The following is a 24,174-nucleotide window of genomic DNA, read 5'->3' as shown; positions in this document are numbered from 1 at the left end:
GATGCCTTTTATACATCTGTTAGCTATTTTTAGCCATGAATCTTAAACGTATTCCTAATAACAGAAGCATAAAACCGATGAATGGAACGTAATTCGTATTGTGTCCTGTAGCTGGAAGTTGTTGATTATTAGAAGAACCTTGTCCTTTTTCTGGTAAATTAGGTTTTTCTACTCCCTCACCTGGTTTTTCTGTTCCTTCTCCCGGCTTCTCTGTTCCTTCATCTGGCTTCTCTGTTCCTTCACCTGGCTTCTCTGTTCCTTCACCTGGCTTTTCTGTTCCTTCACCTGGCTTCTCTGTTCCTTCACCTGGCTTCTCTGTTCCTTCACCCGGCTTTTCTGTTCCTTCACCTGGTTTTTCTGTTCCTTCACCTGACTTCCCTGTTTCTTCACCTGGCTTCCCTGTTTCTTCACCTGGCTTCCCTGTTTCTTCACCTGGCTTCCCTGTTTCTTCACCTGGCTTCCCTGTTTCTTCACCTGGTTTTTCTGTTTCTTCACCTGGCTTCCCTGTTTCTTCACCTGGCTTCCCTGTTTCTTCACCTTCCTGTTTCTTCACCTGGCTTCCCTGTTTTTCACCTGGTTTTCTGTTTCTTCACCTGGCTTCCCTGTTTCTTCACCTGGCTTCCCTGTTTCTTCACCTGGCTTCCCTGTTTCTTCACCTGGCTTTTCTGTTCCTTCACCTGGTTTTTCCGGACCTTTTTCTGTATCTTTTTTATTTGTAATTTGAAGCTTTACAACTTCAATTTTTTCATTAGAAATCGTAAATTTCATTTCCTTATCGGATAAAGTATATCCTTCTGGCGCTTGGATTTCTTTTAAAGTGTAATCTCCTGGTTCTAACTTCTTAGAAGTCGCTTTACCGCTCTTGTTTGTTGTTAATGTGTCGATTTTTGTTCCGTCTTTCCAAATTTCAAACACTGCGCCTGCTAAAGTTTTATTTGTATTATTGGCATCTACCTTTGTAATTTCTAATTGACCTGTAATTTCTTCTTTCACTTTTTCATTCATAACTTCTTGTTTTACTACTTCGTTCGCTACAACGTTTACTTCTACTGTTACTTCTAACGCCTTATAACCTTCTGGCGCTTTTGTTTCCTCTAACGTGTACTTTCCTGGCACTAAGTTTTCGAATTTCACAACACCTTCTTTATTCGTTGTTTTCGCTTCTCCAACTACTTGACCAGCTTCGTTCTTTAATTTAAATTCTGCACCTGCTAGAACTGTTCCACTCTCTGCATCCTTTTTGGTTACTTGTAAGCTTCCTAGTTCTTTTGCGTTTTCTACTTGTACTTCTACTACTTTGTTTGCTTCCACAACGACTTCAATCTCTTCTTTTAACAACTTATATCCTTGTGGTGCTTTCGTTTCTTTTAATGTGTATGTTCCTGGTTCTAATTTCTTAGAGATTACTTTACCAGTTTTATCTGTTCGTAACGTCTCTACTTTTTTACCATCTTTATACACTTCGAATTCTGCGTCTGATAATACTTTCGTTTTATCTTCCGCATCTACTTTTACAATTTCGAATTGACCAAGGCTCTTACTGTTCGTTACTTTTACATCAACAACTTTTTCACCGTCAACTGTTACATGAATTATTTGTTTTGTTAACTCATAACCTTCTGGTGCTTTTGTTTCTTCTAACGTATATTCACCTGGCACAAGTCCGTCTACTTTAACCGTTCCAGACTTATCTGTTGTAATTCCTTCTTTTACAACATTTCCTTTCACATCTTTCAATGTAAATTGTGCGCCTGCTAAGCGTTTCGTTTGATCTTTATCATCCATTTTAATAATTTGTAGAGAACCTAAGATTTTTTCGTTTTCTGCCTCTACTTTTACTACTTCTTTCTCGTTTTGAATTGTTACTTTCCATTCTTTATTTGAAAGCTTGTAGCCCGCTGGTGCTTTCGTTTCTTTCACTGTGTATTCACCTAGCGGTAATTTCGGTGACATCACTTTTCCACTCTCATCTGTTTTTAGTTCTGCTACCTTTTTACCATCTTTATACACTTCGAATTCTGCACCTGATAACAATTTCGTTTTATCATTCGCATCTACTTTCACGATTTCAAATTGACCTGTTACTTTTTCATTCGTAACTTCTTGTTTTACTACTTCGTTCGCTACAACGTTTACTTCTACTGTTACTTCTAACGCCTTATAACCTTCTGGCGCTTTTGTTTCCTCTAACGTGTACTTTCCTGGCACTAAGTTTTCGAATTTCACAACACCTTCTTTATTCGTTGTTTTCGCTTCTCCAACTACTTGACCAGCTTCGTTCTTTAATTTAAATTCTGCACCTGCTAGAACTGTTCCACTCTCTGCATCCTTTTTGATTACTTGTAAGCTTCCTAGTTCTTTCGCATTTTCTATTTGTACTTCTACTAACTTGTTTGCTTCCACAACGACTTCAATTTCTTCTTTTAACAATTTATATCCTTGTGGTGCTTTCGTTTCTTTTAATGTATACTTTCCTGGTTCTAATTTCTGTGAAACTACTTTACCAGTTTTATCTGTTCGTAACGTCTCTACTTTTTTACCATCTTTATACACTTCGAATTCTGCATCTGATAATACTTTCGTTTTATCTTCCGCATCTACTTTCACGATTTCGAATTGACCCGTTACTTTTTCGGGGATCTTTTTATTCACCACATCTACAGTCACTACTTTATTAGCCTCTACATCAATAGAAACTGAACTAGATGATAATTCATATCCTTTTGGTGCTTCTACTTCTTTTAATGTATAGCTTCCAACTGGAAGTTGTTTCGATAAGGCTTCACCTTTATCATCTGTAACAATTGTTTCCACAACTTTCCCATCTTTATCGATAACATCAAATTTTGCACCTGGTAGAAGTTGACCAGATTCACTATCTTTTTTCAATAATTTAAATTGGCCATTCTCTACTTTTCTCGTATTCTTCATAACAAGTTCAATTACGTTTGTATTATCAATTGTTACTTTGACTGGTGTATCAACTTTTATATATCCTTCTGGTGCATTTATTTCTTTTACAAAATAGTCACCAAATGGTAAATCTTTAACTTCCGCAATACCCTTTTCGTTTGTTGTAACAGTAGCCACAACGTTATTATCTTTGTCTATAACATCAAATTTTGCATCTTTTAAAACAATGTTTTCATCATTTTCATCAACTTTTTTAATTTGTAAATGTCCTTTTTCAGCTGCTGGCTTATTCCACTTTGGCCAGTTAAATTTAAAATTATGAACCTCAAAACCATCTCTTTGGTGTAATCCTCCAACATAGGCTTGTCCATTAATAGAACCACCTTTTGTTTCTACAACTGCATTAGGTGCAAACACACTACCTACTACACCATAACCTTTAGTTGTTATCTTTGTAGCATTAGGAAATACCCAAATTACCTTACTAGCTAACTCAGTAAAAGATGAATTAGGGTCGTATGCTTGAGATGTATTAATTAAATCCGTCGCCATCCCAGTATTTCTTGTATCATACAAAATTGCACCGCCACCAAAACTCACTTCTTCTGCATCTGAATAAATAACAATAAAGTCTTTATTCTCTACATTCGGAAGAAAAACGTCTTTTACATCAAATGTTTTCTTTCCCGTTTGGCCTGAAGAGACATAAATATTAGGGTTGTTTACATCTTCACCGATTCCAAAGCTCATATTAGGTTTTGGCTTATCAGTGTGTAGTTTACTTGCATCCCCAATTACACCATCGACGTCTTTTCTAAATTCTTTAAACTTAGCATCAATCTCCGCTTGCTCTTTATAAGAGATACGGTCATATGATGTTTTCATTGCGCCATCTGGGTCACCGTCTTTTGTCATCGCCACTGTTCCATCTTGAATAATTACTTGTCCTGCTCCCGCTTTCGTAAATTGACCGCCTAGTAATAATGATGGATATCCTTCATCTACCCAAGTTGCTCCAGCTAAGTTATTTGCTCCAGTTGCAGCCGCTACGACTGTATAACTTGATGCGTTCATATTTTTCTGAACAGCCATCGCACCTTCAATATCCGCACTCGTTGCACTATGATCTCCAAAAATGATGGCATTGTAATAAGATACATCACCTAAACCTTTTAATTCTGTTGTAGCTGCCTCTGCTTTAAATGGTAAGTGGATTAAAAAATTCATACATATTAGTAATACAACTATTAAACTACTACTTAACTTTTTAATTTTTTGATTAAATGATTTCCTCAAGAAATTCATTCCCCCTTTTAAACTTCCTAAAATCACAAAAAGAAGTACATATCATATGTACCAAACCTTACTCACATTAACTTAAAATAATCCATTTAAATAAAACAAAGAAACACTACAACTACTTAATAAGATTGCTACAATTCATTTTTGAAATAATACGTGAACTAAACTGTCATGCGGAAATACTTTTACGTATGGGAGCCCAATAAAATTAATCTGAAGAATATTTCATGTGGTGTAACTGTTTTGGCAACATCATCCACTTTACATTAGTTTTCTGAAGGATTCAAGTGAATTGTATGGATTTCGTACACAATTCATATTTTAAAACGCTTTCACTGTTTTTAATAAGATAAACAAAAAAACGTAGCCAAAAAGCTACGTTTTTCTTTCATCGTTTCGGTGTATTTTTATGATTCTTCAAAAACGGAAGCGGGAATTGCTTACGGAAATGCTCTTTAATCATATACTCTACACCGTTTTCGCTATTTGAACGTGTAATCCAATCTGCTGCTTGCTTTAATTCTACAGGTGCGTTCCCCATCGCTACCCCAAGTCCCACGTTTTCAATAACTTCTAAATCTTCCATACTATCTCCAATCGCAACCATTTCATTTAGCGAAATATTTAAATGCTCTCCAAGCAATTGTAATCCACGTAATTTTGATACATTTTGTGGTAAAATTTCTATTCGTTTTGAATCACATTCAACATACTCTACATCTTGGAACGCTTTTCTTAATGTATTTAGCCCGCGTTCTTTTTCACCTTTAGTTTGGAAAAGAACATCAATTTTTGGCGCCGCTACCGGATGATCACGAAGCGCATCACCTAACGAATCTACAAATTGAACTGGATAAAATAACGGATCTGCGCTTGATAATACAGTGCGCGCAATTAAGTTTGGTGTATTTCTCTCACGATTTCCGATTGAAAACCGTTCATGAGAAATACGTACGTTACAATCAAAGTGCTCTAACACTTGCACAATGTTAAAAGTCTTCTCTTCAGATAATCTTCTTTGAACGTACGGCTTATCTAACGTTGCTGAAACGAAAGCACCACCATGTGTCACTAATATAGAATCTAATTTTAACGCTTTTGCTACTTTATGAGCGGATTGAAAATTACGACTCGTAAATAATGTAACGTATACATCTTTTCTTTTCACAAATTCAATTGTTTCTCTTAATCCTTTTGCAATTTTTCCGTTGTTGTATAGTAGTGTCCCATCTATATTAAGAGCTAGTAAGCGATAAATCATGTCGCACTCCCCCTCTTCGCTGTTGTACTCTATCCATAATTTATGAAATAAATGTAGCAAATAGAACGAGTTAGAATTACTACTGAAAATTTGGTTTACTATATACATATACACTTAGCAAAGGAGATAGTACAATGCAGGCACCACCTTCCTTTTATGAAGGCGATACGTTAGAAGTCGCAAAGAAATTACTCGGACAGAAACTTGTACATATTGTAGACGGAGTAAAACGAAGCGGAATCATTGTAGAAGTAGAAGCATACAAAGGTCCCGATGATAAAGCCGCACATAGTTACGGAGGTAGACGAACGGACCGTACAGAAGTCATGTTTGGTGCACCGGGACATGCTTACGTATATTTAATTTACGGTATGTATCATTGTTTTAACGTCATTACAGCGCCAGTTGGCACCCCGCAAGGTGTTCTCATTCGAGCCCTTGAGCCGGTAGATGGAATAGAAGAAATAAAACTAGCACGCTACAACAAAACCGACATTACAAAAGCCCAGTATAAAAATGTAACGAACGGCCCTGGCAAACTATGCCGTGCCCTCGGAATTACTTTAGAAGAACGAGGTGTATCCTTACAAAGTGATACATTACATATTGAACTCGTCCCAGAAGAAGAACACCTATCATCACAATATAAAATAACAGCAGGACCTCGTATTAACATCGACTATGCGGAAGAAGCTGTACATTATCCGTGGCGTTTTTATTATGAAGGACATCCGTTCGTTTCAAAGAAATAAGCGATATCAACGATTTTTCAAATATATCTATCGTAACTTACAATATATCAACGGTTCGACAAGAAATATCGATTTATCGACAAATAATAACATTACGAATAAAAGAAGACTGTTCCATTTTGGAACAGTCTTTCCCTCTTACTCTGCACCTTCCGCAGTTGCAATATTATCCTCTAAATTTTCTCTTGATAATTCAGCCTTCATAAAATCTGCTGTTTCTGGAAGTGCTAAATGCATATGAGCTTTTTGACAAATTTGAATCGTGCAGTTTTCTACAACATAGTCGAAAACATGTCCGCCTCCGCTTCTTTCATCATCAATGTAATGTAAGTGGAATCCAGCTACCCCAATACCTTGTGCATAATCCGGTGTCCAAAATCCAGCAAGCGTACCTTCTGTATTTTCAAACGAAAAGATTGGTTGCGATTTCGTCACTTCAACGAGTGGTGTATACGGTTTTTCTTGTCTTGGAACAGTTCTCGTTCTTACTTCACGGAACGTACCGTCCATTCGAATAGCGTAAAATAAGTTTTTACTTGGCATTAATTCATGTAATAACGCTTCAACTTCTTCACGATTCATCGGACGCTCTACCGTATAACTCATTTCTTTTTCAAAAAACGTTACAGTCGCAAATGGCGTTGTTTCTTCTGGCTCTACTTTTTCCGCTGAACCGTCTGAACGTAAATGATAAAATCCATTATCAAATGCAATCATTTCACCGTCTAATTGATCAAATGTGCCGATGCCGAAATCACCATGTTTTTTCAAATCTTCAAAGCTAATCACACCATCATATATACCATCTAATAGCGCAAGCATTGTAGATGTTTGATATACTTCATTACTCATTTTCGTTTTTTTTGCATCAATATCAATTAATTGCGCAACAGTCATCTCAAATCTGCCTCCATTAGTTTAGTTGGTTTGGTAATAATTTTTCGCTTAATTTAATGTTATCACGGTAGTCGATTGGAATATCAATAATGACAGGGCCGTCTGCTGCTAATGCGGATTTTAATACCCCTTCTAATTCATCAGGCGTGTTAACACGAAGACCTAACGCCCCGAAACTTTCCGCATATTTCACAAGATCAACATCGCCAAACTCTGTAGCTGATGTTCTGCCGTATTTCATCATTTGTTGGAATGCAACCATATCATATGTGCCGTCTCTCCAAACAAGGTGGACGATTGGAGAATTTAAACGTACCGCCGTTTCTAACTCCATCGCTGAGAATAAGAAACCACCGTCACCTGATACGGAAACTACTTTTTTACCTGGTTCTACTAAAGTAGCTGCGATTGCCCAAGGAAGTGCAACACCTAACGTTTGCATGCCGTTACTAAATAATAATCTACGTGGTTCATAAGAACGGAAACATCTCGCCATCCAAATAGAATGGGAACCGATGTCACATGTAACGGTTGTATCGTCACTAATTAAAGAACGAAGTGTACGAATCACTTGAAGTGGATGCGTAACACCTTCTGCAGGACGATTTGGAACTTCTGCTTGTTCTGATAATTTCGCGCGTAATCGTTCTAATACCGCTTCTGATTTCGTACTTAATACAAGTTTCGGTAATTTCTCCGCGATGCTATTTACCGTTAAGGCAATATCACCAATTAATTCACGCTCTGGTTGGTAATCATGGTCGATATCTGCTTGATGGTCGTCAAGATGAATAATCGTTCTGTCGCCAAGTTTATTCCAGAACTTTGGATCATACTCGATTGGATCATAACCAATTGAAATAACAAGGTCTGCTTCTTCTAGTAAAATATCACCTGGTTGGTTACGGAATAATCCAACGCGGCCGAAGAAATGATCTTCTAACTCACGTGAAATCGCACCAGCTGCTTGATATGTTTCAACGACAGGAAGTTCTGTATCCGCAATTAATTTACGAACAGCTTTCGTCACTTCATTTGTGCTCGCTCTCATACCGAGTAAAATAACTGGTAATTTCGCTGATTTTATTTTTTCTACTACATATGTAATATCATGTGTGGGAGCGATTCCAAGCTGTGGCTTAGAAAGCGCACCGATAGACTCTACAGTTGTTTTCGCAGTCATAACGTCTTGCGGCAGACTTACTAAAGTAGCGCCTGGATTTGTGGAAGTTGCACTTCGGAATGCATTTGATAATGCTTCTGGCACATTATCAGGATGCTCTACTTCTACGCTATATTTTGTGATTGGTTCGAATAGTGCAGCATTATCCATAGATTGATGCGTACGTTTTAATCGATCCGTACGAGGTACTGCACCAGCTAAAGCAACAACGGGATCACTCTCCGCATTCGCAGTAACAAGACCTGTCGCTAAATTTGATGTCCCTGGTCCTGAAGTTACAAGACATACGCCCGGTTTCCCTGTTAATCTACCAATAGCAGCTGCCATAAATGCTGCGTTTTGTTCATGACGACAAACGATTAACTCTGGTCCTCTTTCTTGCAATACATCAAATACAGAGTCAATCTTCGCTCCTGGAATACCGAAAACATGTGTAACACCTTGTTTAATTAAACAATCAACAACAAGATCTGCTCCTTTTGTTTTTGTCTTCACGTCGTTTGCTTTTACATCTGTACTCAAAACTAATCACCCTTTATTTCATAATGTGTGTAATAAAGATTTTAATTTCACCTAGTTAATTAATGTGGTGAAGTATCGTTATCATTATATTACAAATGCATTATTTTTCCAACAATATGAATTCGACATTATTTTGACAAGATTCAAAGAATGCGCTTACAACCTTTTGTTTATCTTAAAATAACATTTTTATATCTCTTCTAAAAATACGCAAAAATATTTCCATCCATTTATAATATTAAAAATTTTATAGTACCTTGCAAAGAACAATAGTAAGTGATATATTTGTAAATAATGGAATAACCATTATTTGGAATGTTATTCGCAATCTATATCTCCTTTCAAAAAGTAGATATAGATTGTGTATGCTGTTTAGAAAAAAGATAGGATTTTCAGCCATAATTCATCATTTTATAAAGGAAAGTGATTGTTATGAACAAAAGTGAATTTTTAGAGCAACTTAGTTCTTCCCTACGGAATATGCATATTTTAGAAAAGGAGGATATTATCTCGGAGTACGAAACTCATTTTATTAGTGGTAAACAGGATGGAATATCTGAAGAGGAAATTTCTAAAAAACTAGGAAACCCTAAAACTATCGCTAAAGAACTTAACGTTTCATATGCAATAAGCAACGCTGACAATAGGCGCAGCCTAAAAAACATTATGAAAGCACTGTTTTCTGTTATGAGCTTAAGTGTTTTAAACTTTATATTTATCATTATCGCCTTTTTCGTATTACTCTTTCTATTACCGCTTCTTCTAGCACTTATAATTGCTACACCGTTATTAATTATTTCGCCTATATTATTAATAGGGTTAGGATTCTTTAAAGGGTTTCATCAAATCAGTTATTCCGATGTTTACAATGTATTCATAGCTTTTTGCATCGGCTTACTAATATCAGTCATATGTTATCAAATAATAAAACATCTATACGTAGCTTTAGTTAAGTATTTGAAATGGAATGTAGCTATTTTGCAACGACACTAATGCAAAAGGAGATTAAGATGAAAAATTATATTTTATACCCACTCATGTTACTTACAATGTTATTTCTATCAGCTTGTTCAAACAGTGTACAGCCTAAGGAAAAAAATGATGTACAATCTATCAAAGATGTTGTTATTAAAGTTCCAGAAAATATATTTAGTTCCTCAAAGAAAAATGAAACTATTAGTGAAGACGAAATGAAACAAAATATAAAAAGTTATATAGATTATAGTTGGGAGTTATCTGAAAATATTATCCCTCTCGCTTCAACAAATTCTGATACTGATTTCACGGAACCTGACCGAGAAAAATTACAAAAGCTAATCGATTTAGCGAAACAAAACGATATGAATTTCCATGAGTTTATTAGTAATAATAATTTACCTAATGATTATAAAAAGCCTTCAAAAGAAATATATGAATTTATGTCTTCATCTACAGATATTTTCGTAGAGCTAGATCAAGAATTAGACAAACTCGCCCAAGATGGTAACTTATTCAAAGCCAATTTTTCTTTTACAAAACGCCTTGAGAAAATAAATGGGAAGAAACAAAAAGAGATTGAAAAGTTTTTGAACGAAAAAAACATTAAAACTTCAATTAACAGCAATAAAAAAAATTAGATGTATTACATACCCCTTTCAAAATAACCAATAAGAAATGGCTATTTTGAAAGGGAGTTTTTGTGGTATAACTATTAAATTCCCTAAACAAAAAAGACGCTCCTAAACTAGGAGCGTCTTCCACTATTACGCTTGTTGTTGCGCGCTATATAATTCTTCAAGTGGCTTCATGATAATTTTGTTAACGTCACCGATTACAACGTTTAGGCGTTGCTCAGTTTCCATTAATTTTGTAATTTTAGCATCTTGTTGAATGCGAGCTACAACTTCTTGTGCCTGTTGGTTGTCTTCTTCAGTGATTTCTTGGCCTTGCATCATTTTTTGTTGTAAGCTAAGTTGCATTGTACGGAACTCATCGAATAAGTTCTTTGAAGCCGCATCAGCTTGAACTGCTGCGTAGCTCTCTTTTAAAGTTTTGAAGTCTTCGTTTTCAGCGATTGCTTTTTGTAATTCATATGCAACATCATGAATGTTCTTTGTCATTTTATTTTTCCTCCTTTAGAAGGCTAGCGCTTTTCACTCGCACTGCCTTTTCAGTGCATTTACATACGCACCTCTTCTTACCATATCAAACTATGCAAGAGATGTGAAGAAATTTCACTTTTATTTCTATGTACTCACCTTATTATCTAAGAAACAATAGTAACAATCCTTGTACGAGTCCGATCATTCCACCTAATAACGCTCCTAAATACGTAATCATTTTCAATTCGTTTTTCGTAATAGACAGAACTAGGTCTTCTAATCTTTCTGTTGAAAATGTAGACACCTCTTGCTGGACAATTTCCGCAAGGTGTAGATTGTTTAGTATACTCTCTACATTTTCTGTTCCCCACTTCAAGCCTTTCGTTACTGTGCTTGGAACCACTTTTTCAATAATTGTTTCTCGAACTGGTTCACATACTTGCTGAACAGATTGATTTAAAAACTTACTCACTGTTTCCTCTACTTTAACTGCTGACAGCACGGAGCTTACAATCATTTCTTTCTCTACAAATGCTTCTAATTCTTTTACATCTCTTCCTTTTAACTTTTCCCACTCTTTTTGCAGTACATCAGTTAAAAGCTGCTTTGTACCATCTTGACCTAAAAACTTAATAACTTCTGGCTGCACACGATCCACTACACTTACATTTCCTAAAAACATTCCGACTAAGTTAAGTAGCGTTCCGCGAGAAGCAAAGAAATCATCAATCATTTTTGAAAGACGCGCTTTCCCTTCTTCACTTTCAAAAAAGCTAATTCCTCGCTCTAAAATAAACGCCGAGGCATTCGGAATCGCATTCTCTATCTTTTCATGTACAGAATGAGGTAAAGCCTGTTCCCATGTATATGTATAATACTCTGCTAAAAATGCATGAATTTTTTCTGTAATCACATGTTCGATTTTTCGAATCGCTTCATCTTCTACATGCGCTACATTCCATTTCTCTAACATATGTCGCAGTGATTGTTCATTCGTAATTACTTTATCCACTTCTACTTTGGCCCAGTGGATTAAACCTTTTTGAAACTCTTCATTTGTTAACTTCTTTCCGATTCCTTCTGGTGTTAACAAATGCTCTACAACCATTTTCCCTAATTGAACAGCAAGTTCATCACGACGCTTCGGAATTAATCCTGGTGTAAATGGAACTTGAAACTTTCCGATATAAATAGGACGATGAGGACGAAATAACATTTTTATCGCTAGATGATTCGTATATCCCCCAATAATTGCTCCGAGTCCTGTCGTCGTTAACATATTTAACCATATATTCATTACAATCAACCTTTCACTTCTCCAAAACTATAGCATATCATCATACGGACAAAAGTATAATGGTATAAAAACGTATTTGCAATATATAGCTTCGCCTTTTATGCAAATAGTAGTAAAGGAGTGATTTCGTTGGTTCTCGGCCTTTTAACTTCTAAACTTCATTATGAGCAAACGTATTACACCGAAATCGCTAAACGCGCTCGGCTTTATCATAATGTCGTTGCCCAGTTTACGCCATTTTGTATTGATTCTAAAACAGACCTTGTTTCTGGTCTTATTTACGATACAGATACAGGAAAATGGAAAGAGCAAACATTCCCTATTCCTTCTTATATATATGATCGTTATTCTTTTCACGAGGAAACAGACTTTGAAAAAGCAAAATCAATTATTCACTCTTTGCACAACCGTCCTTCCACTACCTTTTTAAATAACACACTTATTAACTTAAGTGAACTACATGATTTATTTCTTACTAATAAAAAACTGTCTCCTTATATACCAAAATTTGAAGTGGCAACGATACAAATCATTTTCAAACTGTTGTTAAAAACTAAAGATATTATTATACGCCCCACTAATATACATTCTAAAGATAACTTATATCGAGTCGCTTACAAAAATAAAACGTTTCATATCGATACAGTAAATGAAAAATACCATACTTCTATTCCAATCAAGAGGACAGATGAATTTATATCTTGGTGTAAATCTAACATACGTTCATCACGCTACATAGTGCATACTATGCTACAACCACCAAATCAATTAACATATCCACTGCACATTCGAACCATTTTGCAAAAAAACAAAGAACAAACTTGGAATGTTATCGGTCAATTTATACAAAAAAGCTCATTTCCTAATCAGCTTTTACCCTCAGCAACGGACGATGATTCATTGCATTCATTTTCAAAAATTAAATACGTACTATCTAGTACAGGTGTGCAACTATTACACGACGCTTTACACGACATTATAAATGAAGTATTCCAAACACTAGATCAGTCTTATTCTTCGTTATTTGAACTAGAACTTTCCACAATTATGGATCAAAAAGGTGCAATCTGGCTTATGTATGTCAACACGATCCCTCCTTACGAACAATACATTCGTCATAGTGATTCATTAGCTGAAAAGATATTTCACGGACCACTTAAATTCAGTCGCTTTACACCATAATGAAAGGAGGTAAACCGATTTTGAAAGAACATATATATACATTAAATATTTCAGATGAACATCCAAATAGCATTACTTTACCTTACGTTTTTTCTATTACACCACCTATTACATCCCTCTCCTTCGGCATACGTCATATAGCAAGTGAAGAGGTGAAAATTCATTATTCCTTTACTCGCGAAATTATTATCGGAAAACATATTGCCGAAAAACTTTTACTGCCTCAATCAACTACTATTCATGCATTCACACAAAACCAAACGATTATTTTCGGACCATTGATTGGCATTTTTACAACTGGCTTTAACGATGATTCTTCTAACCCTTTAGGAAATCGTTCAATTGCTCTCAGTGAGTTGTTAACACCACCATTCTCATTACGACCGTTCGTATTCGTCTTTGGCGTTCAACATATAAACTGGGAAGAAGAAACGATTGAAGGATATTTCTTTCAAGAGAAACAATGGATAAAGAAAAAAGTCCCTTTACCAAATGTCATTTACGATCGATTACCGAATCGACAAGCGGAAAATTATAAACCAATTGTCAGAGCAAAAAAAAAGTTAGAACATGACTACTCCATCCCATGGTTTAACCCAGGTTTTTTCAATAAATGGGAAGTTCATCAACTTCTTATGAAAGACGAATCAATTAAACCCTTATTACCACATACAGAAACATTTCAGCATTTTGAACAAGTAGAACGGTTTCTTGGCACGTATAAATCAGTGTACATGAAACCAATACACGGGAGCTTTGGTAGAAATATTCATCAAATATTTTATTCTCAAACAGAGAATTGCTACTACTGTCGTTATCGCGAAAATGAAGAAAATAAACTGAGAAAGTATCAATCATTAGAAACTCTTCTAAACCACTTATTAAAAGGACATGATTTAAAAAAGTTTATCGTACAGCAAGGTATTTCGTTACTTCGCTTCGATGGGCAACCTGTTGATTTCCGCATTCATACAAATAAAAATCATTTCGGTAATTGGATAGTTAGTGCAATTGTCGCCAAAATTGCCGGCAAAGGCAGTTTAACAACGCACGTAAATAGCGGCGGTGATACAAAATTATTACAAGAGCTTTTTCCAGATTCAACGAAACAAGTTCAAATTGAAAATAAATTAAAACATACTGCCTTACAAATAAGTTACGCGCTCGATGAACAAGTAACCGGAAATATTGGAGAAATCGGTTTTGATATCGGTTTAGACACAAAGGAAAATCCGTGGCTCTTTGAAGCCAACTCTAAACCTGGGCGAACTGTATTCCAAGATGCCAAATTAAAAGAACAAAGTGAACTGACACGCCAATTATTTTACGAATATGCCATCTACTTAACTGAACATTCTTTACGTGATACAAAAGAAAAAATGTCTCAAATAAAATCAGGGGCTTCATCAAACACCGAACATATCCCTTCTCCTATGATTCACTCACAAATACAAAAACAAAAACTTCCACCTAGATAATAAGGTGGAAGTTTTCTATTTACACAAGTTTTACTACAACCTCAGTTTCCACGTTACATACTCCGCAATAAAAAATATGATTGCAATATTCATTTGAATTATTATGCGTTAAACCATCTACTGCACTTAATAATTCTTGATCCATATAGGCACTATAATCGTCTATGTAATCTACAGACTTCCCATAATCTTGGAGTATACTTTGGCAATTTTGACAAGAATATGTTTGTGATTCTAATGCGTTGCAAAGCGGGCAAATCCCCATCATGATTCCTCCATACATTATCGTTTAAAGCCTCTCTTTTTTAGAGTGAAGAAAGAAAGCAACCTATCCAGGCATAGGAGCGGTCACTCCACCACTACTTAAAAATAGAACTATAAAGTTGCTACCGATTTCATTTCAATAAATCATAAATAAGAAGCTAATGATTAGCCTACAAGTAATAGGCTACAAAGAGAAAAATATATTTAATATCCCTCTTAGTTTGGCCTGTTTTCTTAAAAATACAACGATTACTCTTATTTCATAATTTACGAAATCAATAAGTTTTTTTGACAAAATTTACAAATTATTATTTTGTATATCTTTCTAGGTAACATCCATACTATGAGTACAAACTTAATTACCGATGGATTAGCGCCAACCGGGGCGATAATCTGGTTCAACTCCAGCTAGTCCAACCAAAAAAACTTTTATAACTCTAAGGAGGATATATTCCTATGGCAAACCAAAATTCTTCAAATCAATTAGTAGTACCAGGTGCAACAGCTGCAATCGATCAAATGAAGTACGAAATCGCTCAAGAATTTGGTGTACAATTAGGAGCAGATTCTACGGCTCGCGCTAACGGTTCAGTTGGTGGAGAAATCACAAAACGTCTAGTTGCAATGGCTGAGCAAAGCCTTGGCGGATTCCACAAATAAATATATATGGCAAAAAGGTCTCAAGGCATATGCCTTGAGACCTTCCTTAATTTATTGCAACATTTGTAAAAACTTCTTCGTACGTTCTTCTTTTGGATTTGTAAATACTTCTTCTGGTGTACCTTGTTCGACAACGACACCACCATCCATGAAGATAACACGGTTCGCAATTTGATGTGCAAAACGCATTTCGTGCGTTACAATAACCATCGTCATGCCTTCTTTAGCAAGTTCTTTCATTACTTTCAGAACTTCTTGAACGAGTTCAGGATCAAGCGCTGACGTCGGCTCATCAAATAGTAACACTTCCGGCTCCATCGCAAGCGCACGCGCAATTCCAACGCGCTGTTGTTGTCCGCCTGATAATTGGAACGGATATAAATCCACTTTATCTGCTAAACCAACTTTTTCAAGGAAATAGTTTGCTTTTTTCTTCGCTTCTTCTTTCCCCATCTTTTTCACTGTAACGAGCCCTTCCATTACATTTTGAAGTGCTGTTAAATGCGGGAATAAATTATGGTGCTGGAATACCATACCTGTTTGCGTACGAAGATTAACAATATCTTTCTTCGTTACTTTTTGAGAGAAGTTAAGCTCTTTATTACCGATACGAATATTACCAGCGTTTGGTGTTTCTAATACATTGAGACAACGTAAGAATGTCGTTTTACCAGATCCAGACGGCCCAATAATAACAACAACCTCGCCCTTCTCAACTGTTAAATCTATATGCTTTAGTACGGTATTATCTCCGAAACTTTTTTGTAAGTGCTGAATTGAAATCATAAAAACAAAAACTCCTTTTGTAAAAGGATTATTTTAATGTGTAGCGTTCTGAACGCTTTTCTAACATCTGTTGTACGATTGATAATAAGAAACAAATAACCCAATAAATAAGACCTGCTTCAAAATAAACAATTAAAAACTCGTAGTTCATCGCCGCAATTTCCTGCGCTTTTCGGAACATTTCTGTTACTAAAATTAACGATGCTAATGAAGTATCCTTCACTAAGCTAATAAATGTATTCGAAAGCGGCGGGATTGATACGCGCGTTGCTTGTGGTAAAATAACACGTTTTAATGCTTGTGGATATGTCATCCCAATTGTATAAGCTGCTTCCCACTGCCCTTTCGGAATGGAAAGGATAGAAGCACGAATAATTTCAGATGCATATGCACCGACATTTAATGAAAATCCAACAACTGCTGCTGTATATGGCTCAACTTCAATATTAAGAGTTGGAAGTCCATAGAAAATAATAAATAATTGTACAAGAAGTGGCGTTCCGCGAATGATAGATACATAGATACGAGCAATCCATTGTAAAATACGACTACCAGAAATACGTGCGAGCGCTGTTAACGTTGCCAGTATAATCCCGATAATAAATGTAATAAGCGTTAATGGAATTGTTGTAAAAACAGCTTCCTTCAGCATAGGCATGAAGGAAGTCTGCATAATATCTATCCAAGTAGACAATCGATCTGAAACCAATGCACTACTTAGATACATTTTCACCGAACCATTTTTTCGTTATTTTGTCATACGTACCGTCTTTTTTCATATCATCTAACGCTTTATCTACTTCTTGTACAAGCTTATCGCTACCTTTACGGAATAAGAATCCACTTTCTGAAGCTTCTTTTGCAGTATCTACAATTTTAATTTTTGCATCTTTTTTCGTTTCTAAATAATTTAATACTGATAACTTATCATTAATTGTAAAATCAACGCGTCCTGAAGCTAATAACTCTGCCGCTTGGCTAAATCCTTCTACACCAATAATTTCCGCACCATTTTTCTTAGCGATATCTGCATAGTTACTCGTTAAAGATTGTGCTCCTTTTAATCCTTTTACATCAGCAAATGTAGCAGGCTTATCTTTATCTTTTGCAATAACTAATGCCGCTGAAGATGAAACGTATGGCTTAGAGAAATCGTATTTCTTTTGACGATCTTCACGAATACCAACTTCGTTTGCAACCATATCGAAACGTTTTGCATCAAGGCCAGCAAGTAAGCTATCCCATTGTGTTTCTTTAAATACAGGTTTTACACCTAAACGTTTTGCAACTTCTTCTGCTAATTCAACGTCAAATCCAGTTAATTTATTGCTTGAATCGTGGAACGTAAATGGTGGATATGTACCTTCTGTACCAATTACAAGTTCACCGCTTTGTTTAATCTTTTGTAACGCGTCTTGACTAGCTGTATCTTTTTTCTCTTCTTTACCGCAGCCGGCTACAATCCCGATCGCTAATGTAGTTACTGCAAGCACTGAAAATAATTTCTTCATGATAGTAATCCTCCAAGTATTCTGATAGGAATTTAAAAACTATATTGATTGTATGCAATCTTGAACAATTTTTCAATGAAAATGTTCTTATTTAGTTTATCCTTTTTCTTCATAATCAAACAAAAGGGAAAAATAACGCTACATACAAAAAATAAGTAACATTTTTTAATATAGCATTTATGGAGAAAAAGGTAAAACAATACTTCTTATTTAACTGTCGTAATTTGCTAAAGAGTCGACATGTTCATCAATAAAAAAGAACTTGTGAAAATCACAAGTTCTCCCCCGTACATATTAAGCACTCTGATTACCTTCCATTTGCGTTTTGTACATATCGTAATAACGCCCGCGCTTTTTCATTAGTTCATCATGAGACCCTTTTTCTAAAATCGTCCCTCTATCGAGCACAATAATTTGATCTGCGCTTTTAATCGTTGAAAGACGATGAGCAATAATAAATGTCGTTCTTCCTTTTTTTACAACTTCCAATGCTTGTTGAATCATCGCCTCTGTTTCTGTATCAATACTAGACGTTGCTTCATCTAAAATTAAAATAGCGGGATCAAAAGCAAGCGCCCTAGCAAACGATATAAGCTGACGTTCTCCGGTTGAAAGTGTACTTCCCTTTTCTGTAATTTCTTCATTTATATTGTTCGCAAATCTTTCAGCACCCACATCATGCAATGCTTTTATGATACGCTCTTTTGAAATTTTTTCGTTTTCTAAGCTTACATTGGAAGCAACCGTTCCGCTGAAAAGAAACGGGTCTTGCAGTACGATTCCCATATGCTCACGAGTTGCTTGTTTCGGCATTTCTTTTACATCGTGACCATCAATCGTAAGTTTCCCTTTTTCAAACTCATAAAATTGAAAGAGTACATTCATGATGGAACTTTTTCCTGATCCAGTATGACCGACAAGTGCCACTGTCTCGCCTTGTTTCGCTTCAAAAGAAATATTTTTTAACACTTCATCTTTTCCATTATAAGAAAATGATACATTATCAAATTTTACATTTCCTTTTAAACGAGGCATACGTTCTTCTTCTACCGCTTCTCCTTTTTCCTCTAACAATTCAAAGACACGTTCTGATGCAACGCGCGCTTGCTCTAAGTTTGCAAGCTGGTTCACCATATTCGTAATTGGCGAGAATAATCGTGTTAAATAATCGACGAACGCATACAGTACCCCAAGTGAAATAATACCTGTAGCACTTAATGACGCACCGCCGAAATACCAAATTACTCCTGTGAAAGCGATATTTCTTAATACGGCTACTAAGTTATGCGAAGTTGCTGCATTTAAATTTAAAATTTTATTTTGATACTTAAAATAATCGCCATTTAATTCTTCAAACTCTTTTTTCGTTTCACGCTCTTGACGGAACGCTTGAATAATTGGCATCCCTTGAATGGATTCATTCACTGTTCCGTTAATATCAGATAAACGCGAACGCATTTTATGATTGTATACAGACGCATATTTTCTATATAAAATGGCCCAAACAATTAAAATCGGGATAATTAACAAACATAATGAAGCGAGCTTCACATCTAGTAAAAATAGCGCAGCAAATATCCCAATAATATAAATGATACTAGAAACGAATGTTGCCAGCACCGTTACATATAAATCACGAATGGCCTCTGTATCATTCGTCACACGCGAAACAATTTTCCCCGCCGGTAAATGATCAAAGTACCGAATTGGCAACGTTTGAATATGAGAAAACACATCTTCCCTCATAATTTGAATAATTTTGTTCGCTGCCTTCTGTAAGAAAAATTGCTTTCCGTATGCAAATAATGATACGACTACTAGTAAAGCGAAATAGCCACCACCAAGCAATAATAGACGGTTTATTTCCGGTTTATAAAACGCAAACACTTCTTCTTTCGTTAATGCTTTCGCTTTATACACTTGCACCGCCTTACCATTTTGAACGGTAATCATCCCCCCTTTTACAGTACGTGATCCTTCAATATTCACTTTATTCGGTACAAAATAATATTGAAAACCAACTTGCATCACACGTACTTCTTTACCTTTTGTCTCGCCTTGCTGGAAGCGATCGCTTCGCTTATAAAAGGCGCCATTATACGAAACAGCTTCTTCACTCTGTTCTGTTTCATACCAAGGTTTCTCTATCCCGACGATATGATCGTCAATCATCGTTTTAGCGACGAAAGGACCGGCAAGCTCTGCGATGACGAAAATAAATAACATTAACATCGCTGCAAAAATCGTCCCTTTCACTTTCATCGCGTATTGAAATAATCGTTTTGAAACGCTCATATTTTCACCCCACTATCCGCACTTTCACTTTCACCTTGTTGTCTTTCAAACTGCTCAGCATACCAGCCTCCCTTTTGGATAAGCTGATCATGCGTACCTTCTTCTATAACTGCGCCTTCATCCATAACGAGAATCCAATCCGCATGTTGTACGGCAGATAAACGATGCGTCGTAATAATCGTCGTCTTTCCGCTTCTTTCCGTTCTTATATTTTCAATGATCGCTGCTTCCGTACGAGCATCTACAGCTGATAAAGAATCATCCAAAATTAAAATTTCTGGATTTTGAATAACAGCTCTTGCGATCGAAATCCTTTGTTTTTGCCCTCCTGATAAAGAAACACCTTTCTCTCCAACGAGCGTTTCTAACCCTTCTGGTAAAAACTCTAAATCCTTTTTAAACGCAGCAATTTCAATTGCTTTCTCTAGTTCTTCTTCCGTCGCTTCCCTATTTCCGAATAAAATATTTTCTCGCGCTGTTTTTGAGAACAAAATATGCTCCTGTGGTACATAACCAATCCAGCCGAGTACATTTTCATTCGTCATTTTATCTAATGTCACATCAGAAACTGCAATATCTCCATCTCCAAGCGGATATTGGCGAAGAAGCTGACGTACAAGCGTCGTTTTCCCGCTTCCTGTTTTTCCGACAACCCCTAGCGTTTCTCCTTGCTTTAATGTGAAAGAAACCTTTTTTAAATTTGTTTCAGTTGATGAAGGATATGAGAAAGACACATCATCAAACTGAATATAATCCGGCTCTTGCACAAGCTTTGGATGTTTCGGATTCTTTACATCTGGCTCATACGCTAACGTTTCATTCACACGGTCAAGCGAAGCATTCCCTCTTTGCATAACATTAATTAATTCACCAATTGCAAACATCGGCCAAATCATCATCCCTAAATACACGTTAAATGAAACAAGTTCACCAAGTGTTACCTTTGATTGAAATACAAGATATGCGCCGTACACTAAACCGATTAAATAACTAAGGCCAACAAGCATTTTCACAGTTGGTTGGAATAATGCGTCAATTCTCGCTACTTTCATATTTTTTTCGTAGACGTCATCTCCTAAGTGATGAAATCTTTCCTCGTCTGCATTCTCTTGTACGTATGCACGAATAACGCGCACACCAGCGATTGATTCAAGCACTTTATCGTTCATATCACCAAACGCATCTTGCGCAACTGTAAATCTTTCATGCAATTTCTTTCCATATATATTCATCGCATACGCCATAATTGGAAGCGGGATAAGCGCCGCAAATGTAAGCTCCCAACTAATTGTAAATCCCATCATAAAGACAATCGTAAGCATATATAAACTCGAATCCACGAGCGTTAATATACCAAAACCAGCTGTCATAGCGATTGCTTTCAAATCATTTGTCGCTCTCGCCATTAAATCACCAGTACGATTTTTTTGATAAAAAGTCGGCGTCATCTTAAGTAAATGCCCCATAAATTTAGAGCGCATCGTTTTCTCAAGTACGAATGCACCTCCAAACAATTGATGTTGCCATACGAAAGTAAGACCATACCCAACGATTGTAACCCCTATTAAAATAAGAATAGACTGTATAATAGCTTCGTTTGATAACGTTCCTGTTTTTATGTTATCTATCGTAACCCCTAACACTTTCGGGGGAATCACTTCAACTATATTCACAATTAAAAGAGCTCCAATGGCAATACTATATCTCTTCCAGTGCTTTTTAAAAAACCATTTTAACTTTAGTAATACTGATAACAATGTAACCTCTCCCTTCTCGTTCTCGTTTACTTCTCATTTCTTTATCCACTATCCAAACCCATTACATTTACATTTCGTAACCCATACAATCTCATCACATTTGTCCACCTTCCAAAGTTTTATATAGGAATATGGAAAATAAACAAAAAAAAGCATACCGCCGCTTGACGATATGCACAAAAATGCATAAAAAGCGTACGTTACGATATACGCAACGTACGCTTTTTATAAGACAGAGAATGCCTTATATATCCGCACGGGTTGCGTAATGATATGAATGTTTTCTGCCATTTAACAGAGCTAAACCCATTACATTTACGATTACAATCATTACGCACACCCCTTTCATTTATTTTCCATTTATAATCTTACAACTTTATTGAGTATTCTGTCAATTATTTTTTTTTACAGATCGAATGAAAATATACGATACATCATTTTGAAATAAGGGAATGTTCTGTAAGAAAGGGCATACAAAATAAAAAAATAATAAGAAATCGTTTTCACAAACATTTCATTTGAAAAATGTTATCAAACCCCCTACAATCACCTTATACTCACTCTTACAAGTTGCTATTTTAGGAGGACTAATCATGACAACTAGCAATACGTACAAATTTTATTTAAATGGAGAATGGAGAGAAAGCTCTTCAGGAGAAACAATCGAAATTCCATCTCCATACTTACACGAAGTAATTGGACAAGTACAAGCAATTACTCGCGGAGAAGTAGATGAAGCAATTGCATCTGCAAAAGAAGCTCAAAAATCATGGGCAGAAGCTTCTCTACAAGATCGCGCAAAATATTTATATAAATGGGCTGATGAGCTCGTAAATATGCAAGATGAAATTGCCGATATCATTATGAAAGAAGTCGGTAAAGGATATAAAGATGCGAAGAAAGAAGTTGTTCGTACAGCTGACTTCATTCGTTACACGATCGAAGAAGCTTTACATATGCACGGAGAAAGCATGATGGGCGATAGCTTCCCGGGCGGTACAAAATCTAAACTTGCGATTATCCAACGCGCACCACTTGGTGTTGTATTAGCAATCGCACCGTTTAACTACCCAGTAAACTTATCTGCTGCAAAACTTGCACCAGCATTAATTATGGGTAACGCTGTTATTTTCAAACCAGCAACTCAAGGTGCAATTAGTGGTATTAAAATGGTGGAAGCACTTCACAAAGCTGGCCTTCCAAAAGGTCTTGTAAACGTAGCTACAGGACGCGGTTCTGTAATTGGTGACTACTTAGTAGAACACGAAGGCATCAATATGGTATCGTTCACAGGTGGTACAAACACAGGTAAACATTTAGCGAAAAAAGCTTCAATGATTCCACTTGTATTAGAACTTGGTGGTAAAGATCCTGGTATCGTTCGTGAAGATGCTGACTTACAAGATGCTGCAAACCATATCGTAAGCGGTGCATTCTCTTACTCTGGTCAACGTTGTACAGCTATTAAACGTGTACTTGTACACGAAAACGTAGCGGACGAGCTTGTTAGCTTATTAAAAGCGCAAGTAGCTGAACTATCAGTTGGATCTCCAGAACAAGACAGCACAATCGTTCCATTAATCGACGACAAGTCTGCTGACTTCGTTCAAGGCTTAGTTGACGATGCTGTTGAAAAAGGTGCTACAATCGTTATCGGTAACAAACGTGAGCGTAACTTAATTTACCCAACATTAATCGACCACGTAACAGAAGAAATGAAAGTTGCTTGGGAAGAGCCATTCGGCCCAATCCTTCCAATCATCCGTGTTTCTTCAGATGAGCAAGCAATTGAGATTGCTAACAAATCAGAGTTCGGTCTGCAAGCAAGTGTCTTCACAAAAGACATTAACAAAGCATTTGCAATTGCTAACAAAATCGAAACTGGTTCTGTTCAAATTAACGGACGCACAGAGCGCGGCCCTGACCACTTCCCATTCATCGGTGTAAAAGGTTCAGGTATGGGCGCACAAGGTATTCGTAAGAGCCTTGAGTCTATGACACGTGAAAAAGTAACTGTATTAAACTTAGTTTAA

The 24,174-nt window shown here is 36.3% G+C and carries 20 protein-coding genes; 7 read left to right on the top strand and 13 right to left on the bottom strand.

Features of this window, described 5'->3' with window-relative positions:
* Positions 1-19: 19 nt before the first annotated feature.
* The 3 genes from AXW78_RS33760 to AXW78_RS04335 form a co-directional block, all read right to left on the bottom strand.
* Positions 20-553, bottom strand: a complete 534-nt coding sequence (locus AXW78_RS33760; RefSeq protein WP_061883811.1) for an LPXTG cell wall anchor domain-containing protein — start codon at positions 551-553, stop codon at positions 20-22.
* On the bottom strand, positions 550-4,209 hold the full coding sequence (locus AXW78_RS04340) for an MSCRAMM family protein (RefSeq protein WP_231122435.1): 3,660 nt from the start codon (positions 4,207-4,209) through the stop codon (positions 550-552). The genes AXW78_RS33760 and AXW78_RS04340 overlap by 4 nt, the downstream gene beginning before the upstream one ends.
* Positions 4,210-4,603: 394 nt before the next feature.
* Positions 4,604-5,476: a Cof-type HAD-IIB family hydrolase gene (locus AXW78_RS04335; RefSeq protein ID WP_000640430.1), complete on the bottom strand. Its 873-nt coding sequence runs from the start codon at positions 5,474-5,476 to the stop codon at positions 4,604-4,606.
* Between the two features lie 134 nt (positions 5,477-5,610).
* On the opposite strand from AXW78_RS04335, the gene AXW78_RS04330 reads away from it, so the two are divergent.
* The gene (locus AXW78_RS04330; protein ID WP_001148809.1) at positions 5,611-6,228 is read left to right on the top strand and encodes a DNA-3-methyladenine glycosylase; all 618 of its coding nucleotides are present in this window, start codon (positions 5,611-5,613) and stop codon (positions 6,226-6,228) included.
* Between the two features lie 138 nt (positions 6,229-6,366).
* On the opposite strand, the gene alsD is transcribed toward AXW78_RS04330, so the two are convergent.
* Positions 6,367-7,125, bottom strand: coding sequence for an alpha-acetolactate decarboxylase (gene alsD / locus AXW78_RS04325; RefSeq protein WP_000215009.1), 759 nt, complete (start codon positions 7,123-7,125; stop codon positions 6,367-6,369).
* 16 nt (positions 7,126-7,141) lie between these two features.
* The gene (alsS, locus tag AXW78_RS04320) at positions 7,142-8,830 is read right to left on the bottom strand and encodes an acetolactate synthase AlsS (protein WP_061883810.1); all 1,689 of its coding nucleotides are present in this window, start codon (positions 8,828-8,830) and stop codon (positions 7,142-7,144) included.
* A gap of 432 nt (positions 8,831-9,262) precedes the next feature.
* On the opposite strand from alsS, the gene AXW78_RS04315 reads away from it, so the two are divergent.
* Together AXW78_RS04315 and AXW78_RS04310 are read left to right on the top strand one after the other, a co-directional pair.
* Positions 9,263-9,823, top strand: a complete 561-nt coding sequence (locus AXW78_RS04315; RefSeq protein ID WP_001042959.1) for an HAAS signaling domain-containing protein — start codon at positions 9,263-9,265, stop codon at positions 9,821-9,823.
* A 17-nt stretch (positions 9,824-9,840) separates the two neighbouring features.
* Positions 9,841-10,446, top strand: a complete 606-nt coding sequence (locus tag AXW78_RS04310; protein WP_061883809.1) for an NDxxF motif lipoprotein — start codon at positions 9,841-9,843, stop codon at positions 10,444-10,446.
* A 126-nt stretch (positions 10,447-10,572) separates the two neighbouring features.
* On the opposite strand, the gene AXW78_RS04305 is transcribed toward AXW78_RS04310, so the two are convergent.
* The gene (locus AXW78_RS04305; protein WP_000164612.1) at positions 10,573-10,929 is read right to left on the bottom strand and encodes a YlbF/YmcA family competence regulator; all 357 of its coding nucleotides are present in this window, start codon (positions 10,927-10,929) and stop codon (positions 10,573-10,575) included.
* Positions 10,930-11,071: 142 nt separating this feature from the next.
* A complete protein-coding gene (locus tag AXW78_RS04300; protein ID WP_061884832.1) occupies positions 11,072-12,208 on the bottom strand; it encodes a DUF445 domain-containing protein in 1,137 nt (378 codons plus the stop codon).
* Between the two features lie 129 nt (positions 12,209-12,337).
* Here AXW78_RS04300 and AXW78_RS04295 point away from each other — a divergent pair, with 129 nt between their 5' ends.
* Together AXW78_RS04295 and AXW78_RS04290 are read left to right on the top strand one after the other, a co-directional pair.
* The gene (locus AXW78_RS04295) at positions 12,338-13,390 is read left to right on the top strand and encodes a YheC/YheD family endospore coat-associated protein (protein WP_000242822.1); all 1,053 of its coding nucleotides are present in this window, start codon (positions 12,338-12,340) and stop codon (positions 13,388-13,390) included.
* A gap of 20 nt (positions 13,391-13,410) precedes the next feature.
* Positions 13,411-14,868, top strand: coding sequence for a YheC/YheD family endospore coat-associated protein (locus AXW78_RS04290; protein ID WP_061883808.1), 1,458 nt, complete (start codon positions 13,411-13,413; stop codon positions 14,866-14,868).
* 19 nt (positions 14,869-14,887) lie between these two features.
* On the opposite strand, the gene AXW78_RS04285 is transcribed toward AXW78_RS04290, so the two are convergent.
* On the bottom strand, positions 14,888-15,133 hold the full coding sequence (locus tag AXW78_RS04285; protein ID WP_000510474.1) for a hypothetical protein: 246 nt from the start codon (positions 15,131-15,133) through the stop codon (positions 14,888-14,890).
* Between the two features lie 455 nt (positions 15,134-15,588).
* On the opposite strand from AXW78_RS04285, the gene sasP reads away from it, so the two are divergent.
* Entirely contained in the window at positions 15,589-15,792 is a 204-nt protein-coding gene (gene sasP, locus AXW78_RS04280; RefSeq protein ID WP_000013338.1) for a small acid-soluble spore protein, SasP family, read from the top strand.
* A gap of 51 nt (positions 15,793-15,843) precedes the next feature.
* Here the strand turns inward: sasP and AXW78_RS04275 are convergent, their stop codons facing one another.
* The 5 genes from AXW78_RS04275 to AXW78_RS04255 all read right to left on the bottom strand — a co-directional run bounded on the left by AXW78_RS04275 (position 15,844) and on the right by AXW78_RS04255 (position 22,141).
* A complete protein-coding gene (locus tag AXW78_RS04275; protein ID WP_000623610.1) occupies positions 15,844-16,578 on the bottom strand; it encodes an amino acid ABC transporter ATP-binding protein in 735 nt (244 codons plus the stop codon).
* 28 nt (positions 16,579-16,606) lie between these two features.
* Positions 16,607-17,305, bottom strand: a complete 699-nt coding sequence (locus tag AXW78_RS04270) for an amino acid ABC transporter permease (protein ID WP_000281499.1) — start codon at positions 17,303-17,305, stop codon at positions 16,607-16,609.
* Complete coding sequence (locus AXW78_RS04265; RefSeq protein WP_000732841.1) at positions 17,292-18,089, bottom strand: amino acid ABC transporter substrate-binding protein; 798 nt, start codon at positions 18,087-18,089, stop codon at positions 17,292-17,294. The genes AXW78_RS04270 and AXW78_RS04265 overlap by 14 nt, the downstream gene beginning before the upstream one ends.
* Before the next feature lie 294 nt (positions 18,090-18,383).
* Positions 18,384-20,384, bottom strand: a complete 2,001-nt coding sequence (locus AXW78_RS04260) for an ABC transporter ATP-binding protein (protein WP_000116656.1) — start codon at positions 20,382-20,384, stop codon at positions 18,384-18,386.
* Complete coding sequence (locus tag AXW78_RS04255) at positions 20,381-22,141, bottom strand: ABC transporter ATP-binding protein (RefSeq protein WP_000953779.1); 1,761 nt, start codon at positions 22,139-22,141, stop codon at positions 20,381-20,383. Before AXW78_RS04255 ends, AXW78_RS04260 begins: the two co-directional genes overlap by 4 nt.
* Positions 22,142-22,734: 593 nt before the next feature.
* Here AXW78_RS04255 and gapN point away from each other — a divergent pair.
* Positions 22,735-24,174, top strand: coding sequence for an NADP-dependent glyceraldehyde-3-phosphate dehydrogenase (gene gapN / locus AXW78_RS04250; protein WP_000213634.1), 1,440 nt, complete (start codon positions 22,735-22,737; stop codon positions 24,172-24,174).

It is taken from the genome of Bacillus thuringiensis, assembly GCF_001595725.1.
GTDB lineage: Bacteria > Bacillota > Bacilli > Bacillales > Bacillaceae_G > Bacillus_A > Bacillus_A thuringiensis_K.
Note: the sequence above shows the minus strand (reverse complement) of the source record. Positions and strands in the feature narration are given on the sequence as shown.

What these genes read in the sequence shown, in the direction of transcription:
- AXW78_RS04285 (WP_000510474.1), bottom strand. Translation starts at nt 15,133, where the DNA reads ATGGGGATTTGCCCGCTTTGCAACGCATTAGAATCACAAACATATTCT.
- AXW78_RS04330 (WP_001148809.1), top strand. Translation starts at nt 5,611, where the DNA reads ATGCAGGCACCACCTTCCTTTTATGAAGGCGATACGTTAGAAGTCGCA.
- AXW78_RS04300 (WP_061884832.1), bottom strand. Translation starts at nt 12,208, where the DNA reads ATGAATATATGGTTAAATATGTTAACGACGACAGGACTCGGAGCAATT.
- AXW78_RS04275 (WP_000623610.1), bottom strand. Translation starts at nt 16,578, where the DNA reads ATGATTTCAATTCAGCACTTACAAAAAAGTTTCGGAGATAATACCGTA.
- AXW78_RS04315 (WP_001042959.1), top strand. Translation starts at nt 9,263, where the DNA reads ATGAACAAAAGTGAATTTTTAGAGCAACTTAGTTCTTCCCTACGGAAT.
- AXW78_RS04265 (WP_000732841.1), bottom strand. Translation starts at nt 18,089, where the DNA reads ATGAAGAAATTATTTTCAGTGCTTGCAGTAACTACATTAGCGATCGGG.
- AXW78_RS04305 (WP_000164612.1), bottom strand. Translation starts at nt 10,929, where the DNA reads ATGACAAAGAACATTCATGATGTTGCATATGAATTACAAAAAGCAATC.
- AXW78_RS04270 (WP_000281499.1), bottom strand. Translation starts at nt 17,305, where the DNA reads ATGTATCTAAGTAGTGCATTGGTTTCAGATCGATTGTCTACTTGGATA.
- gapN (WP_000213634.1), top strand. Translation starts at nt 22,735, where the DNA reads ATGACAACTAGCAATACGTACAAATTTTATTTAAATGGAGAATGGAGA.
- AXW78_RS04335 (WP_000640430.1), bottom strand. Translation starts at nt 5,476, where the DNA reads ATGATTTATCGCTTACTAGCTCTTAATATAGATGGGACACTACTATAC.
- AXW78_RS04310 (WP_061883809.1), top strand. Translation starts at nt 9,841, where the DNA reads ATGAAAAATTATATTTTATACCCACTCATGTTACTTACAATGTTATTT.
- AXW78_RS04260 (WP_000116656.1), bottom strand. Translation starts at nt 20,384, where the DNA reads ATGAGCGTTTCAAAACGATTATTTCAATACGCGATGAAAGTGAAAGGG.
- sasP (WP_000013338.1), top strand. Translation starts at nt 15,589, where the DNA reads ATGGCAAACCAAAATTCTTCAAATCAATTAGTAGTACCAGGTGCAACA.
- alsD (WP_000215009.1), bottom strand. Translation starts at nt 7,125, where the DNA reads ATGACTGTTGCGCAATTAATTGATATTGATGCAAAAAAAACGAAAATG.